The 13,940-nt window shown below is 46.3% G+C and carries 13 protein-coding genes, 1 tRNA gene and 2 pseudogenes; 9 read left to right on the plus strand and 7 right to left on the minus strand.

Going from position 1 to position 13,940, the window contains the following annotated elements:
* Nucleotides 1-24: 24 nt before the first annotated feature.
* A complete protein-coding gene (locus tag MKY95_RS10840) occupies nt 25-1,188 on the minus strand; it encodes an oxalate decarboxylase family bicupin (protein WP_339198708.1) in 1,164 nt (387 codons plus the stop codon).
* A gap of 172 nt (nt 1,189-1,360) precedes the next feature.
* Complete coding sequence (locus MKY95_RS10845) at nt 1,361-1,981, minus strand: GntR family transcriptional regulator (RefSeq protein WP_036670058.1); 621 nt, start codon at nt 1,979-1,981, stop codon at nt 1,361-1,363.
* Nucleotides 1,982-2,181: 200 nt separating this feature from the next.
* On the opposite strand from MKY95_RS10845, the gene garR reads away from it, so the two are divergent.
* The 3 genes from garR (at nt 2,182) to MKY95_RS10860 (ending at nt 6,008) form a co-directional block, all read left to right on the plus strand.
* On the plus strand, nt 2,182-3,078 hold the full coding sequence (gene garR / locus MKY95_RS10850) for a 2-hydroxy-3-oxopropionate reductase (protein WP_076318389.1): 897 nt from the start codon (nt 2,182-2,184) through the stop codon (nt 3,076-3,078).
* Nucleotides 3,079-3,132: 54 nt separating this feature from the next.
* Entirely contained in the window at nt 3,133-4,557 is a 1,425-nt protein-coding gene (locus MKY95_RS10855; protein WP_339198712.1) for a four-carbon acid sugar kinase family protein, read from the plus strand.
* 92 nt (nt 4,558-4,649) lie between these two features.
* Nucleotides 4,650-6,008, plus strand: coding sequence for a GntP family permease (locus MKY95_RS10860; protein WP_036609749.1), 1,359 nt, complete (start codon nt 4,650-4,652; stop codon nt 6,006-6,008).
* A gap of 89 nt (nt 6,009-6,097) precedes the next feature.
* Here MKY95_RS10860 and MKY95_RS10865 read toward each other — a convergent pair whose 3' ends face one another.
* Entirely contained in the window at nt 6,098-6,976 is an 879-nt protein-coding gene (locus MKY95_RS10865) for an SDR family NAD(P)-dependent oxidoreductase (protein WP_339198715.1), read from the minus strand.
* A 172-nt stretch (nt 6,977-7,148) separates the two neighbouring features.
* Between MKY95_RS10865 and MKY95_RS10870 the strand changes: the two genes are divergently transcribed.
* Nucleotides 7,149-7,583: a MerR family transcriptional regulator gene (locus MKY95_RS10870; RefSeq protein ID WP_047842344.1), complete on the plus strand. Its 435-nt coding sequence runs from the start codon at nt 7,149-7,151 to the stop codon at nt 7,581-7,583.
* Between the two features lie 64 nt (nt 7,584-7,647).
* On the opposite strand, the pseudogene MKY95_RS10875 reads toward MKY95_RS10870, so the two are convergent.
* Nucleotides 7,648-7,785: pseudogene (locus MKY95_RS10875) on the minus strand (AraC family transcriptional regulator); the annotation flags it as partial.
* Between MKY95_RS10875 and MKY95_RS10880 the strand changes: the two are divergent.
* From MKY95_RS10880 to MKY95_RS10895, 4 genes and pseudogenes are all read left to right on the plus strand, one after another.
* A pseudogene (locus MKY95_RS10880) lies at nt 7,771-7,989 on the plus strand (oxidoreductase); the annotation flags it as partial. The pseudogenes MKY95_RS10875 and MKY95_RS10880 overlap by 15 nt on opposite strands.
* A gap of 59 nt (nt 7,990-8,048) precedes the next feature.
* Nucleotides 8,049-8,951 (plus strand): LysR family transcriptional regulator, encoded by a 903-nt coding sequence (locus tag MKY95_RS10885; protein WP_017689438.1) that lies wholly within the window; start codon nt 8,049-8,051, stop codon nt 8,949-8,951.
* Nucleotides 8,952-9,111: 160 nt separating this feature from the next.
* Nucleotides 9,112-9,849 carry a fused MFS/spermidine synthase gene (locus MKY95_RS10890; RefSeq protein WP_339198717.1) on the plus strand — a complete coding sequence of 246 codons (738 nt, stop codon included), beginning with the start codon at nt 9,112-9,114 and terminating at the stop codon, nt 9,847-9,849.
* Between the two features lie 287 nt (nt 9,850-10,136).
* A complete protein-coding gene (locus tag MKY95_RS10895; protein WP_339198720.1) occupies nt 10,137-11,633 on the plus strand; it encodes a sensor domain-containing diguanylate cyclase in 1,497 nt (498 codons plus the stop codon).
* 62 nt (nt 11,634-11,695) lie between these two features.
* On the opposite strand, the gene MKY95_RS10900 is transcribed toward MKY95_RS10895, so the two are convergent.
* Both MKY95_RS10900 and MKY95_RS10905 read right to left on the minus strand, forming a co-directional pair.
* Nucleotides 11,696-12,058, minus strand: coding sequence for a helix-turn-helix domain-containing protein (locus MKY95_RS10900; RefSeq protein ID WP_017689435.1), 363 nt, complete (start codon nt 12,056-12,058; stop codon nt 11,696-11,698).
* Nucleotides 12,059-12,282: 224 nt separating this feature from the next.
* Nucleotides 12,283-13,275, minus strand: coding sequence for a Gfo/Idh/MocA family oxidoreductase (locus MKY95_RS10905; protein ID WP_339198722.1), 993 nt, complete (start codon nt 13,273-13,275; stop codon nt 12,283-12,285).
* A gap of 226 nt (nt 13,276-13,501) precedes the next feature.
* Between MKY95_RS10905 and MKY95_RS10910 the strand changes: the two genes are divergently transcribed.
* Nucleotides 13,502-13,585 (plus strand) — tRNA-Leu (locus MKY95_RS10910).
* Nucleotides 13,586-13,696: 111 nt separating this feature from the next.
* Here MKY95_RS10910 and MKY95_RS10915 read toward each other — a convergent pair.
* Nucleotides 13,697-13,882, minus strand: a complete 186-nt coding sequence (locus MKY95_RS10915; protein WP_036609735.1) for a hypothetical protein — start codon at nt 13,880-13,882, stop codon at nt 13,697-13,699.
* Nucleotides 13,883-13,940 lie beyond the last annotated feature (58 nt).

The raw sequence follows: 13,940 nt of genomic DNA on the forward strand, positions 1-13,940 counted from the left end.
TAAATGATAGATATACATACTAAATTAAACGATAGGCCATTTTACTTTACGCAAGGCATCGAGCAACTCAGGCGGCGCATTCAGATTGTCACGGACCAGATCCCGCGGGGTTAACGCCATCCACTGATTCAGCGATACATCCTCGAATCGATCACTTCGGAATATCTCCAAAAACCATAAAGTGTCTGTGCCGGTATTTTGTATATAGTGTCCCATTGCGATAGGAACATATCCGACATCTCCAGCCCGATAGTCAAATGTGCGAGCAATGCCATTGCCTCCAAAGACAGTCATTCTCCCTTGTCCTGTCAGATAGTATTGCCATTCATCTGCATTGGGATGCCAGTGCAGTTCACGCATGGCGCCAGGTTGGATCTCAACGAGTGCGGCAGCAACGGTAGTTGAGATGGGGAAGTTGGTGGAGTCTACGATCCGCACGCTTCCACCGGGTGTAATGAGTGGTTCCTGGGCCAGCAATCGGTGTTTAAATGTGAGAGGGATGGTGCCGTATGGCGACTGAACTTCCTGGCTCTCGATGGAACCCGGGACAGTATCTTGGAAAATGTAGACCTGTTCCTTCGGCATTGAATGAAAAGCGGATTCGGGCACGCCGAAATTGACAGACAATACCTCTGGTGGGGTATGGGCAAACCAATCGGATATGGATAACGTATTCAGATCGGAGAAGGACCCGTCATCAAACACAAGCAGAAATTCACAACCATCCTCCAGTCCCTGAATGGAATGGGGTAGACCCTTGGGGAAAAACCAGAGATCGCCAGGCCCGACATCCGCAATAAAATTACGTCCATTCTGATCTACCGAAGTAATTCTTGCCGTTCCCCAGATCATATAGGCCCACTCGGATTGTTGATGCCAGTGCAATTCCCTTACACCTCCCGGTGTCAGGCTCATGTTCACACCTGCCAGTGTAGTGGCAATAGGGAGATCCCGTACGGTGATTTCACGTGACCAACCCCCATGGTTCAATTGCATATGGGTATCGGAAAAAGACATTCTCAGATTGGGCAATAACCCGTTATCGGTTGCCGGAGGTACCAGCATATCGGGGTTTTGTATATCTCTCATGACGTCTCTGGGTCCCAGATCAGGTCCACCAGCGCCATCACTGCGAATGGGTTGCGGGATAATAAATGATTTTTCGTTAGGTTGCTGTCCTTTAGTCATTGAGTGATCCCTCCAGATTCAATAACATATCACACGCGACATTGTATCGTTATGTTTACACCTATGAATCAGGGCCTGGATAATATGAGGGACAAACGACAAAAAAAGACGTGACCGCATGCGGTCACGTCTTTATACGGATGTGAGAAAGTCGAACAATCCATGAATCCGGTTATCGAATCAAATGAAGGCAGAATTCCAGATCGGATTGCAGATGCTCTTTCATCAGTCGTTCGGCAGTCTGCCCGTCATGTGCCTTGATCGCTTCACAGATCTGATGATGCTCTTCAATGAGGAAGGGGCGCTGATAATACACAACCGTCTGACGGAATAGATAAATGACGGATTGCATTTTGTCGAAGAGATCAATCATCAATGCGTTATTACTCGCGCGCATGATGATTTCGTGAAACTCTTTATTGGCTTCCATAATCTCTTCTTTGCTTCCGGTATGTCCCACTTGAACGCAATGCTCAAGAGCCGCCACTTCCTGGGCGGATAAGAAGGCAGCTGCAGATTGAGCCGCATGTCCCTCCAGTAACTTCCGTAATTCAAACGTATTTCTTAGATCGGTCTCGGTTAGCTTGACGACCCGTTTGTTCACGACTAATCCTTCCTGTTCCAGCCGGCGGATGGATTCTCGGATCGGAGTCCGGCTGACATTCAGATCGGTCGCCAGCTTCTCTTCCACAAGTTTGGTTCCCGGAGAAAGGGTGCCTTGCAAAATCATGTCCCGCAGAACTTCATAGGCCTGCTGATAAGCTGGACGGGACTTGTCCGTACTTGGTTGCATTGTATTTCACCTCTCCCTTTACTTTAGCGAAAAAGAAGGCAATAAACAACAAGATTAAAAACCAAATTTTAATTTTCGGATACATAAATAATAAAATTGTATACAAAAATTATAATGTTGTGTACAATAACGAATGTGAACAGGAATGATAGCGATTACAAGAGTGAAAAGCGAAGAATTTAGGCTGGAGGGATTGCAAGATGAAGAAACGAATTGGATTTATTGGACTCGGTATTATGGGACGTCCTATGTCATTGAACCTGATCCGGGCGGGATATGATGTAAGCGTATACGATATTAATCAAACGGCTGTGATGTCATTGGCTGATGCAGGAGCGCGAGGCGCAGCATCTCCGAAAGAGGTGGCTGAGCATAGTGATGTCATCTTCACGATGCTGCCCAACTCAGAGCATGTCCGCACCGTTATAACGGGCGAACAAGGTGTGCTGGCAGGAGCCAATACGGGAAGTATCATTATCGACATGAGCTCAATCTCGCCGGTCGTTTCCAAAGAGCTGGCTCAGCTTGTATCCAAATCAGGCTTGCATATGTTGGATGCGCCCGTAAGTGGTGGGGAACCCAAAGCTATAGATGGTACACTCGCCATCATGGTGGGTGGCAATGAAATGATTTTCGAATCTGTGAAAGAGGTTCTGCAAGTGGTCGGACAGGATGTAACGCGAGTGGGGGATAATGGTTCAGGTGCAACAGCCAAGCTGGCGAATCAGATTATCGTGAACCTGAATATTGCCGCCATGTCCGAAGCGCTTGTATTTGCAGCCAAGGCTGGCATTGATGTAGAGAAGATGTATCAGGCAATCCGTAGTGGCCTTGCTGGAAGTGCGGTACTGGATGCAAAAGTACCACTCATTCTGGATCGTAACTTTGTCGCTGGAGGACGGATTGATATTAATCTCAAAGACATGACCAATGTGATGGAAACGGCGCATGATATCGGTGTTCCTTTACCGCTTAGCAGTCAGTTGCTGGAGATTTTCCATGCACTGAAGATTGATGGTAAAGCCGCAGATGACCATGGCGGAATCGTTCAGTATTTTGAGAAACTCGCAGGTGTAGAAGTGAATCGGGTCCAATAAAAATCCAAAAAAGAAAAAAGAATTTTAATAGATATAGATATGAGGTGGAGAGACATGACCTATCAGACGTTATCGGATATCCCCGCAGCTCTTCGGACGGAAAACTCTTCTGAAGGAGTGCGAGGACAGATTAAACAATTGCAGGATGCGAGGGCTCGCAAAATTATCGTGCTGGATGATGACCCAACCGGTGTACAGACGGTTCATGATATTGATGTGTTGACACAGTGGGACAAGCCACTGTTGCAGGAGGCGTTTCGATCCTCTGAATCGTTGTTCTATATTTTGACCAATACACGAGGGCTGGATGCAGATACAGCGGAACGTATTAATCGGGAGATTGCTCGCAATGTGCAGGAGGTTGCAGCAGAGGAAGGAACGAATTTCACCTTTGTGAGTCGTAGTGACTCCATGCTACGTGGTTATTATCCGCTGGAGACGGATGTGCTAGCCGAAGAAGTGGCGCGTGTCAGCGGACGTGCATATGACGGACAACTGATCATTCCGGCCTTTTTCGAGGCAGGACGGGTTACGATAGGCAACACGCATTATATGGTTGAAGGCGAACAGTTGATTTCAGTTCATGAGACGGAATTTGCCAAGGATAAAGTATTTGGGTATGAGCATGGAGATCTGCCATCGTGGGTAGAGGAGAAGACTTCAGGCCGTATTAAGGCTAGTCGCTGCCTCACCATTTCACTGGAGGAAATCCGTCAAGGAGTCGATATAGTCAAAGCGATTTTGCTAAAAGCCGAAAGCAATGTACCGATTATCGTGAATGCGCTCTCTTATGCAGACATGGATGTACTTTCTCTGGCTTTGCTTCAAGCAGAGGATGAGGGGAAAGCTTTTATTTTTCGGACGGCGGCCTCCTTTGTCAAATCGTATGCAGGCATCTCGGATCAGGCATTTCTGCCGAAAGAGCAGCTGATCGCAAGCGGACAGGAACAACATGGCGGAATCGTTGTTGTTGGTTCCTATGTGCAGAAGACGACTCGTCAACTGGAACAACTGCTTACGTTTCCGGGCATCATCAGTCTGGAGATCGATGTGGAGCGTGTATTAACGCCGGATGGATATACGGAAGAAATTCGACGTGTGATTGGTGAAGCGAACAGACAGCTTGCGGAGGGCAACAATGTTGTTGTATACAGCAGCCGTAAGCTCATCACCGTAGAAGGACATGAGGGCAATTTCAAGATCAGTCAGACGGTATCATCCGCGTTGGTCGAGATTGTGCAATCTCTTGAAGTCGTACCGAAGTTCATTATTGCCAAAGGTGGCATTACATCCAGTGATGTGGCAACAAAAGGTCTGGGCATACGCAAAGCAAGGGTGCTCGGTCAAGTGGCTGCGGGCATTCCGGTATGGTTGACAGGGGAAGAAGCCAAATTCAGTGGTATCCCATATATCGTGTTTCCAGGGAATGTTGGCGGGGAACGTGCGCTACTGGAGACGGTAGAGAAGATCGAAGCTTAAGCTTAATACGAAGGTGCGCAGTGTTCAGGTCGTTTGGGCCAGTGTAATTCTGCGTGCTGACACAACATAACAACTTGGGGGAGGCTATTCGGATGTATTCCGTATTCGGTCTTAGTCATGATGCAAGTCTGCTGCTCTACGCACTGATATCCATTCTTGGATTGATTCTGTTAATTGCCAAATTTAAAATGAATCCATTTGTTGCCCTAATCGTGGGCGCTGTCTTTATGGGATTGATCTCGGGTATGCCGTTCACGGATATCGTGAAATCCTATCAGGAAGGTGTTGCAAGCGTTCTCGGATTCATCGCGATTGTTCTGGGACTTGGAACGATGCTCGGGAAACTCATGGCCGAGTCTGGTGGGGCCGAACGAATAGCCCAGACACTCGTTCGTGTCTTCGGTGAGAAGAACGTACACTGGGCGATGATGGTTGTTGCGCTGATCTGTGGTATTCCGGTATTTATCCAGGTTGGAATCGTGCTACTCTTCCCGCTGGTATTTGTTATTGCGAAGCATACAGGGACGTCGCTAATCAAAATCGGACTTTCACTTGTCGCGGGTCTTGCCGTGGTACACAGTCTGATTCCGCCTCATCCGGCGGCGATGCTCGCGGTAGGAATATTCAATGCCGATGTTGGTAAAACAATATTCCTGGCTCTGATTGTATCCCTTCCAGCCGCAGCAATTGCAGGTCCGCTCTATGGAACATGGATTTCCAAGCGGATCAAAGTCGAGACTTCAAGTGAGCTAATGGAACAGTTCACTGAGACCAAAGATCGGGAACTGCCTGGTTTCGGCATCACCCTCTTTACGATCTTGCTTCCGGTGATTCTGATGTTGCTCGCTACGATTGTGGATCTGATTTTACCAGAGACAAACGGATTCCGTCAGGTCGTTGATTTCATCGGTAGTCCGATTATTGCACTGCTGCTCGCTTTGCTCTTTTCCTTTTATTCTTTTGGATATGCACGTGGTTTCAGCAAACAGCAGATATTGAAATATACAAATGATTGCTTGGGCCCAGTTGCTTCCATTATCTTGCTGATCGGTGCAGGAGGCGGATTCAACCGTATCCTGACAGACAGCGGTGTAGGTGACGCGATAGCGGGTTTTGCCCAAAGTGCGCATCTGTCGCCACTCGTGCTGGCCTTTGTTATTGCCGGATTGATTCGTGCGGCGGTAGGTTCAGCTACGGTTGCTATGACAACAGCGGCGGGCATTGTGGCTCCAATCGCTATGACGATGCCGGGGGTAAGTCCGGAGTTGCTGGTGCTCGCAACGGGAGCAGGTTCAATTATTTTGTCCCATGTGAATGATTCGGGATTCTGGATTGTCAAAGAGTATTTGAATCTGTCTGTGCCGCAGACACTTAAGACATGGACGGTCATGGAAACCATTCTCGGATTTGCCGCCTTTGGCATGGTGTTATTGTTGAGTGTCTTTATCTAACAAGGAAAACAACCATAAAGCCTATAACAAAAAAACACGCCGCTATGGCGTGTTTTTTTGTTATGTTTACTGCTTACGGGCCATCATGGTTAAGATGGGGTGATTGTAGTCTTTCCAGACTGCGTTGTACGAAAACGCTGTTCATAAATCTCGTTTACCCGGTTCAAAACAGCAGGGCCTTGCTCTGTGAAACGAAGCACTGTCGCTTTATTTTTAACCAGGAACGCACCGGATTCGAGTCCGGTTGGGGATAAGGCCGCATTGTAGAGCAACGAAGCGCCATGGCTTGGATGAGGAAAGAACCATTTCATGATAGGTTTGATATAGAAGGGCAGGCCGGATGTTTTGTTGCCCCTTAGCGTGTTATTTCCACCGGGATCTACGCTTAGTAATTGTATGCCATACGCACTGGCAGACTTGGCAGCCTCGCGTGTCCATAGGGATAAGCCGAGCTTCGAGGTGGCATAAGGACCAAACAGCTTTTTGAATTCGGCTGGACGTTCCAGGATGTTCAGATCAAATTGTCTGACCATATTGAACGAGGTGGTGGAAGTATTAATAACTGTTTTCATCTGTCCTTTGAGTAATAGCTCAACTAATTCCATGTAGATGATGTAAGGGACTACCGTCTGAAGTTCAAAGTGCAGTTCATGCCCCTGATCAGAGAAACGAAGTTCGGCAGCGCTGCCCCCCGCATTGTTAAACAAAACATCGATCGAATCGGTATCGGATTTAATCTGATCTAGTGCAGTTCTCAGATTGTCATAGTTGGTCAGGTTAGCCTGAACCCAACGGAGCTGGCCTGAACGTAAGGCGTTCTGAATATCGGTATCCTCGGATGGGAAAGCAGAACGGTTGAGACCGATTACCTGCCATCTCTCAGCGAGTAACCTGCGTGTCAGTTCAAGACCAATTCCTGACGTTGAACCTGTGATGAGAGCGGTGCGAAGCTGATTTTGTATATTCATATATACCTCCAGATAGAATGGGATTACAGAACGAATCTGTATGCTGCGCTCATTCTATAACTTGGAGTCGACTCCAAGTCAAGGGGTGTTGGGGTGGAACGGATCATGCTTGACTTGGAGTCAGCTCCAAGTTGTAATATGGAGAGAAATGAATGTGGAGGAGGCCCATATGATGAGTGAGAATGAAGTGTTCTCCATTAAAGAAACGTCAGAACAGGCCGGATTATCAGAAGATACAATTCGTTATTATGAGAAGATTGGGCTGCTTCCCCGAGCGGAACGCAAAGCCAATCGCCATCGGGTATATCGCTCGGAGGATATCCATACGATGAAGTTGATCACTTGCCTGAAAAAAACAGGAATGTCTCTGGAGGAAATGAAGCCTTATTTACAAATGTCCATGGATTCCGATCTCGCCGATTTCCCGGATGAACGGGAGATGCTGGTGAATCACCGGAAGAAAGTTGAAGCACAGATTGCTTCGCTACAGCAGGTGGTTGATTTTATCGACGAGAAGTTGGAGAAACGAAGTATGTATCCTGATGAATGTCCTATTACCGGGGAGAACCAGATGTCTGTTTTTGAAAAACAGAACCTATTCTCTTGATGGCGCTGCTGCCTATTTGAATCCGATAACCCACGTCATGATGACGCGGGTCTTTTTGCTGTTTCTAGTATTTAATATCGAGTGTATGACGAAGTCGTTTGATATCGCTTTTGGGAGGGAGACCATACATGCGTGCATACTCCCGGCTGAATTGAGACGGACTTTCATAGCCAACCTGGAACGCAGCGTCGGAGATATCCGAGTAACCCTTGTATCACCGGGCGTGACGGAATCGGAACTCGCGGATACGATTTCTGATGAAGAAGCACGTGATCTCATGAAGGAGTATCGGCGCATATCCATTCCCGCCTCGGCGATTGCGCAAAGTATATTGTTCGCCATAAGCCAGCCAGCAGAGGTGGACGTAAATGAGATTGTAGTGAGACCGACAGCAAGCATGGCTTAAGGTGGGAGCCTCTTTTGGTATATAATAGATTCAATTGATACGAAAAGAGGAATAGTGCAGTGACATTACAACAACTAAAATATGTGATCGAAGTTGCCACGCGCGGTTCCATGAATGAAGCAGCCAAAAGGTTGTTTATCTCGCAACCCAGCCTTTCGAATGCCATTCGGGATCTGGAGCAGGAGTTGCGAATTACTATTTTTGAACGTACCAATAAGGGAATATCTCTGTCTAAAGAAGGCGTTGAGTTTCTGAGTTATGCACGTCAGGTGGTAGAACAAGCTGAATTGCTGGAGAATCGTTATCTGAACGCCAAGCCATCCCCGCAGCACTTCTCCGTATCGACGCAGCATTATGCGTTTGCAGTGAATGCCTTTGTTCGTCTGGTACAGCAGTATGGTCAGGATGAATACGAGTTGGCGCTTCGGGAGACAAAGACCTACGAGATTATTCAGGACGTGAAAAGCCTGCGCAGTGAAATTGGCATCCTGTATTTGAATGAGTTCAATGCCAAGGTGATTAACAAATTGTTAAAAGATGCGGGATTGGTTTTCACGAGTTTGTTCACAGCCAAGCCCCATATCTTTATCAGTGTGAAGAACCCGCTGGCGAAGCAGGAGTCGGTTGCAATCGAGCAGCTGCAGGATTATCCGTACTTGTCATTTGATCAGGGAGAGTACAATTCCTTTCATTTTTCCGAAGAGATCCTAAGTACGTTATCTCACCCCAAAAGCATACAGGTCAATGACCGCGCAACATTGTTTAACCTATTGATTGGTCTGAATGGTTATACGATCTCTACGGGCGTACTTAGCGCTGATCTGAACGGAGACGAGATCATTCCTGTACCGCTGGAATGTGAGGAATCCATTAATGTAGGGTGGATAAGCCACAAGAGCACTTCTCTCTCTAATCTGGGTGTAGCATATGTCCAGGCTCTGCATGAGGCCATAGGGTCTTAGAAGTGTTAAATGGTTCATCAAAAGGCCGTTTCCGTATGAGTCGGAACGGTTTTTTTGTTGTACTATGATCTTTAAAGTATAGGGTGGTATGTTGTCATCACGTGTAATAGAATGAAGGTATATGTCGAATGTGTGCAAGAGATCGAAGGGAGAACGGTTAGTGAGAGTTCTGTATCGGAATAAAAGTGAACAGCATGAGCTGACGGTATATGATACCAAAAAGCTTTATGGAGAGAAGGGCCAGTTTCGTGTATTAGAATTCTCCAACGCAGCCGTGCAGGGAGCCATGGATCTGGATGAGCCTAACCGGATGGTGTTGGAGTATCCAAGAGCGATGGTGCATCTAATGGAACGGAATGATCCTGAGTTTGATACCGTATTTGTGGTGGGACATGGTATTGGCACATTGCCAACCTACTTGTCTGATCGTCAGGTAAAGGTGGCTGAGCTTGACGCAGAGGTCGTGGAGTTGAGCCGGACCTTTTTTGGTTATGAGGGAAGCCCTGTGCTCATTGGGGATGGTCGTGAATTATTGGGCCAGGAACCTGCTGCGTCATATGATTATATTATTATTGATGCCTTTACGGCAACGGGTACACCCGAGCAGTTTATATCCAGTGATTTTTTTGCCATGGTCAAGGACAAGCTGGACTCGGACGGAGCTGTCATCCTTAATGTGTTTGGACGTGCGGGAAACGATCGGCTTGTCAATGCGATCTATACGACACTTCAGGCACAGTTTGCCTATACACGTGCATTTGCATTACCTACAGAAACAGCGGATGAAGTTCAAAATCGCATTTTAATGGGTAGTCATCACCCGATCGAATTTCAGGTTCGTCAGATGGCAGGGTTTGTTGAACAAGAGCCAGAAGAAGGATATATCATTGTCGATTAGGGCGATTCTGAACAGTGATTCTTCCAGGGAAAGTAAAATGTCATTAAATCGTCAATCTTACGATGTAATTGTTAAGATTTCTCAGTCTCTTTATTTGATCTTAACAACTTTCGTATAAGATAGAAGGAATATGCTTTTTCATGAAAATCCGGGGGAAGTAAACGATGATTGCACAGATCAAGAGATCTAGAAGATTACGAAGAAAAATAAAAAACATCAAGAAGATCAGCCTCACGGCTTTACTCGGCGGGTTGGTCACTATTTCAGTTATAATGACATTGACCCTCATGGTCATCTCATCTTATACATCTCAGAAACAGTCACTCATTGATAACACCCTGTCCTTAAACTATGCAAGCGCTGTGCAAATGAGCCAAACGCTGGATTCGCTTTTTTATTCCATGCAGGAGAGCTTGAAATATGCAGCCACATATTTCACGGATATGGATCACTCCAATACAAAAGAGTTGAATTCCACATTGGATTTGGTTCGCAATAGCAGTAATTTTTTCAATTCCGTTTCTTTGGTAGATAAAGCGGGAGTAGTTAGGTCTACCTCACCTTACTCACAGGCTAGCGTAGGTCACCATGTTAGTTCCAATGCAGCAAAAGAAGCGGTTAGCTTGAGGACTTCGTATATCTCCGAAGCGTACCAGACACCCAGAACCAAACGCAGAATTGTATTTGTCAGTGAACCGATCTTTGATTCGGTAGGGGAGTACCAAGGAACGATTGGTGGAAATATCTTTTTACAGGAAAATAATATATTGAGTCTGTCTTTTGGCAGTCAGCTCAAGACAAGTAATGGTTCCTACTTTTTTATTGTGGATAAGAAGGGCACTTTGTTATTTCACCCAAACACCAACCGAATTGGTGAAAATGTCAGTAAAAATGAAGTGGTGCAAAAGCTGCTAGTAAACAAGCACGGTAAAGAACAATACAAAAACCTCGCAGGTGTGGATTCGCTTGCAGGTTATTACAAAGTTCCATCAACAGATTGGGGCGTCGTAATCGTGTCTCCAACCCAAACGGTGTACGATCAGTTGAATCATCATATCCGTATGTTGTTACTGTACACCTCAGTGCCTTTCCTGATCCTGACCCTTATTGTGGTTCGGGTTGCACGCAAGCTGGCCAGTCCTTTTGCTATGCTGGCTGATTTGGTGAATCAGGTCGATAAGGGACAAGTAGAACTGCCTGTGATGAAACCTCACTGGAATAGAGAGGCAGACCTTCTAACAAGAGCAGTTGTTGGCGCATTAGCGAACTTTAGGAAACAGACAAACCAGCTTGTCTATGATGCCAGAACAGATGTTTTAACAGGCATGAACAATCGCAGAACCTTCGAAGAAGTCATTCAGGAATGGATTCAGGATGAGGTGCCGTTCTCCATTATTGTTCTGGATATCGACCGCTTCAAGTCCATTAATGATACATTCGGGCATCATGCTGGGGATGAAGTATTAAAACACATTGCCAATATCATTCAATTGTCTGTTCGACCAGAAGATGTCTGCGCCCGGTTTGGTGGAGAGGAATTTGTAGTCTTGTTAAGAAATTCCGAGTCTAACGTCGCTTTTGAGATTGCTGAACGTATCCGAATAACGGTCGAAGAAAGCGTATTGCCTATAGATCGTTCCGTGACCATCTCGGCTGGAATTGCTGAATATCCGAAGCACTCCACAACATCCACAGAACTGTTTCACCTGGCGGATAATGCACTGTATCAAGCGAAGGAAGAGGGACGTAACCGTACGGTTACGATCCAATCGGTTATTAAATAAGCAAGTAAATAAGCGAGCAAAGAAGCTGTTCCCTAAAAACCAGGGACAGCTTCTTTTGTGTACTATACCTCTTGTGAGGATCTGGCCAGAACTTCATTTGTATACGTTTCTCCCCAATCTCGCATGCTGAAGATAATCGGCCTTAACGTTTCACCAAATGGTGTGAGGGAATACTCCACTTTAGGTGGGATCTGGGGGTATATTTCACGATGAACAATTCCGCTGCCTTCCAACTCTCGAAGTTGCAGGGTGAGCATACGCTGGGTAATGTCAGGAAATAATTTTCGGATCTCGTTAAATCTCAATGGACCGGAGAATAAATGATACAAAATGGCACCTTTCCATTTGCCTCCGATCACACTGAGGGTAACTTCCACGGAACAGCCGTATGGCGCGGGACATAGCTTGGTCGCGTCCTTTTTCATTATAAGTACACCTCCACTTTACGGTGATTTTCTATAGGATCTATTTGGGTGGTTATATTACATAACGTACGTATAGTTCATGAAAGAGCATATCACTTATGATGTGGATTATAAACCCTAATTATAGTCGAAGGCAGATGTGTTGATGTCTATAAGATAAAAAAAGAGCCCGGGTTTCAGGCTCTTCGCTGGATGTATAAAATATGATGATGAGCGTAAATACGCTACTTCAGTGACGATAGAATGGAGTCACATAGAGCCATCGTTGCAATATTATCCTTGGCGCTGGAATGTGGGACAGTCTGATTCTGGCAACACGCGATGAAGTGCGCCATTTCACCAACAAACCCGCGTAGATAAAGGTCCCGATAAGCTCCGGACATGGGAGATCCGGAAGGTGTATATACAGTATCCTGCTCCTCGAGAGATTTCCAGGGAAGGCTGGTCGAGCTTCGGGATTGATGAACAGTAAGTGTGTTGATCTCTTCAGCTGACGCAAATCCGTTGTCAAAGGTGACGAGTACACTTTCACTCTCCCGTGACCAAGCACTCATGCCGGTAAAATAAGCGCTGCCTACTACGTTATTCTCAAATACAAGGGAAATGCTTTGATTAATGTGTTCCCCGTCCTTCACGGTTGTGCCTGTAACTCGTATTGCTTCTCCGAATAAGTAACGCATCAGATCGACCATATGAATGGCAGCGAGCTTCATGAACTGTTCCTCATCCTTGCAAAATGGGGTACTGTCTACAGCGAATTTCATCTGGAATGAACGTACATTACCTAGCGAACCACTATCAATGATCTCCTTCAGCTTCATGTATATGGGGGCATAACGTTTCATAAAACCAACCATGACAACGACGCCAGCCTGCTCGGCAGCTTCTGCTACAGTGGCGGCTTCCGCTGCGTTCCATCCGAGCGGCTTATCCACGTATACATTCTTGCCAGCGCCAATGCATTCGAGAACAAGAGCGGTCTGATCTACAGGCTGGGCGATCACAACGACACCGTCACAAGTTTCCTGCTGTAACATAAGCTGAGCGTTATCATACGCTTGTCCGTTGCTGCCAAATCGCAGCAGAGCTGCTTCAGAGCGTTCCATACTGCGTGTGGCAATGGCCTGGATCTGCGCTCCGGCTTCAACAACAGAAGGGTAAATATTCGTGGATGCATGAAACCCTGCACCGATAAAGCACAGATGGGTTGTTTTCAAGGTGGATCTCTCCTTCATTTTTGCATTCTTATGGATGGTATATTTGTTGATTAATGCTACGATAGGGTGTTTGAAGTTGAGAAAAAAGGACATATGTCCTATTCTTGAATGAGTAAAAAAAGAAGTTGCATTTTTATTTTGGAGCATGTATACTCTGAATTACGGTAAAACAAGGAATTGTTTCACCGGAACGCTTTTCATCGATGGATGAGAAGATACATATTATGCGGTCGTGGCGGAATTGGCAGACGCGCACGGTTCAGGTCCGTGTGGGCTAACCCCCGTGGAGGTTCGAGTCCTCTCGACCGCATCTAACAAAAAAGGTTCGTGAGTTGCTCTAGGGCAATTCACGAACCTTTTTTTATTTTGTGGATCATTCGTGTGAAGCCTACATTTTGCTACCAGCATGCTAATGCTAATGCTAATGTTGCCGCTGGCGCAGAATGACTGCCGTGATGATCCCGGCAATGGCTCCTGCAATACCAAATAGCGTTACACTGGCAACCACTTCAACCGACTGGAGACGAAACAAAAAAGCGATACCGCTGCCAAAAGTGGTTCCGGCGAGAAATCCGAGCGAAATTCCTAATTCTTTCGTTAATTTCATTGCTTCACCTACTTGGAAATGTGAGATATGGATTTGCAAATATTGGGTACAGGCAGTA

It is taken from the genome of Paenibacillus sp. FSL P4-0176 (genome assembly GCF_037975265.1).
In the GTDB taxonomy this organism is placed as follows: Bacteria; Bacillota; Bacilli; order Paenibacillales; family Paenibacillaceae; genus Paenibacillus; species Paenibacillus amylolyticus.

Excerpts from the sequence above, each read along its gene's own strand:
- MKY95_RS10900 (WP_017689435.1), bottom strand. The coding sequence starts at position 12,058 with ATGAAAAAGGACGCGACCAAGCTATGTCCCGCGCCATACGGCTGTTCC.
- MKY95_RS10840 (WP_339198708.1), bottom strand. The coding sequence starts at position 1,188 with ATGACTAAAGGACAGCAACCTAACGAAAAATCATTTATTATCCCGCAA.
- MKY95_RS10895 (WP_339198720.1), top strand. The coding sequence starts at position 10,137 with ATGGTCATCTCATCTTATACATCTCAGAAACAGTCACTCATTGATAAC.
- MKY95_RS10915 (WP_036609735.1), bottom strand. The coding sequence starts at position 13,882 with ATGAAATTAACGAAAGAATTAGGAATTTCGCTCGGATTTCTCGCCGGA.
- MKY95_RS10860 (WP_036609749.1), top strand. The coding sequence starts at position 4,650 with ATGTATTCCGTATTCGGTCTTAGTCATGATGCAAGTCTGCTGCTCTAC.
- MKY95_RS10845 (WP_036670058.1), bottom strand. The coding sequence starts at position 1,981 with ATGCAACCAAGTACGGACAAGTCCCGTCCAGCTTATCAGCAGGCCTAT.
- garR (WP_076318389.1), top strand. The coding sequence starts at position 2,182 with ATGAAGAAACGAATTGGATTTATTGGACTCGGTATTATGGGACGTCCT.
- MKY95_RS10855 (WP_339198712.1), top strand. The coding sequence starts at position 3,133 with ATGACCTATCAGACGTTATCGGATATCCCCGCAGCTCTTCGGACGGAA.
- MKY95_RS10870 (WP_047842344.1), top strand. The coding sequence starts at position 7,149 with ATGAGTGAGAATGAAGTGTTCTCCATTAAAGAAACGTCAGAACAGGCC.
- MKY95_RS10865 (WP_339198715.1), bottom strand. The coding sequence starts at position 6,976 with ATGAATATACAAAATCAGCTTCGCACCGCTCTCATCACAGGTTCAACG.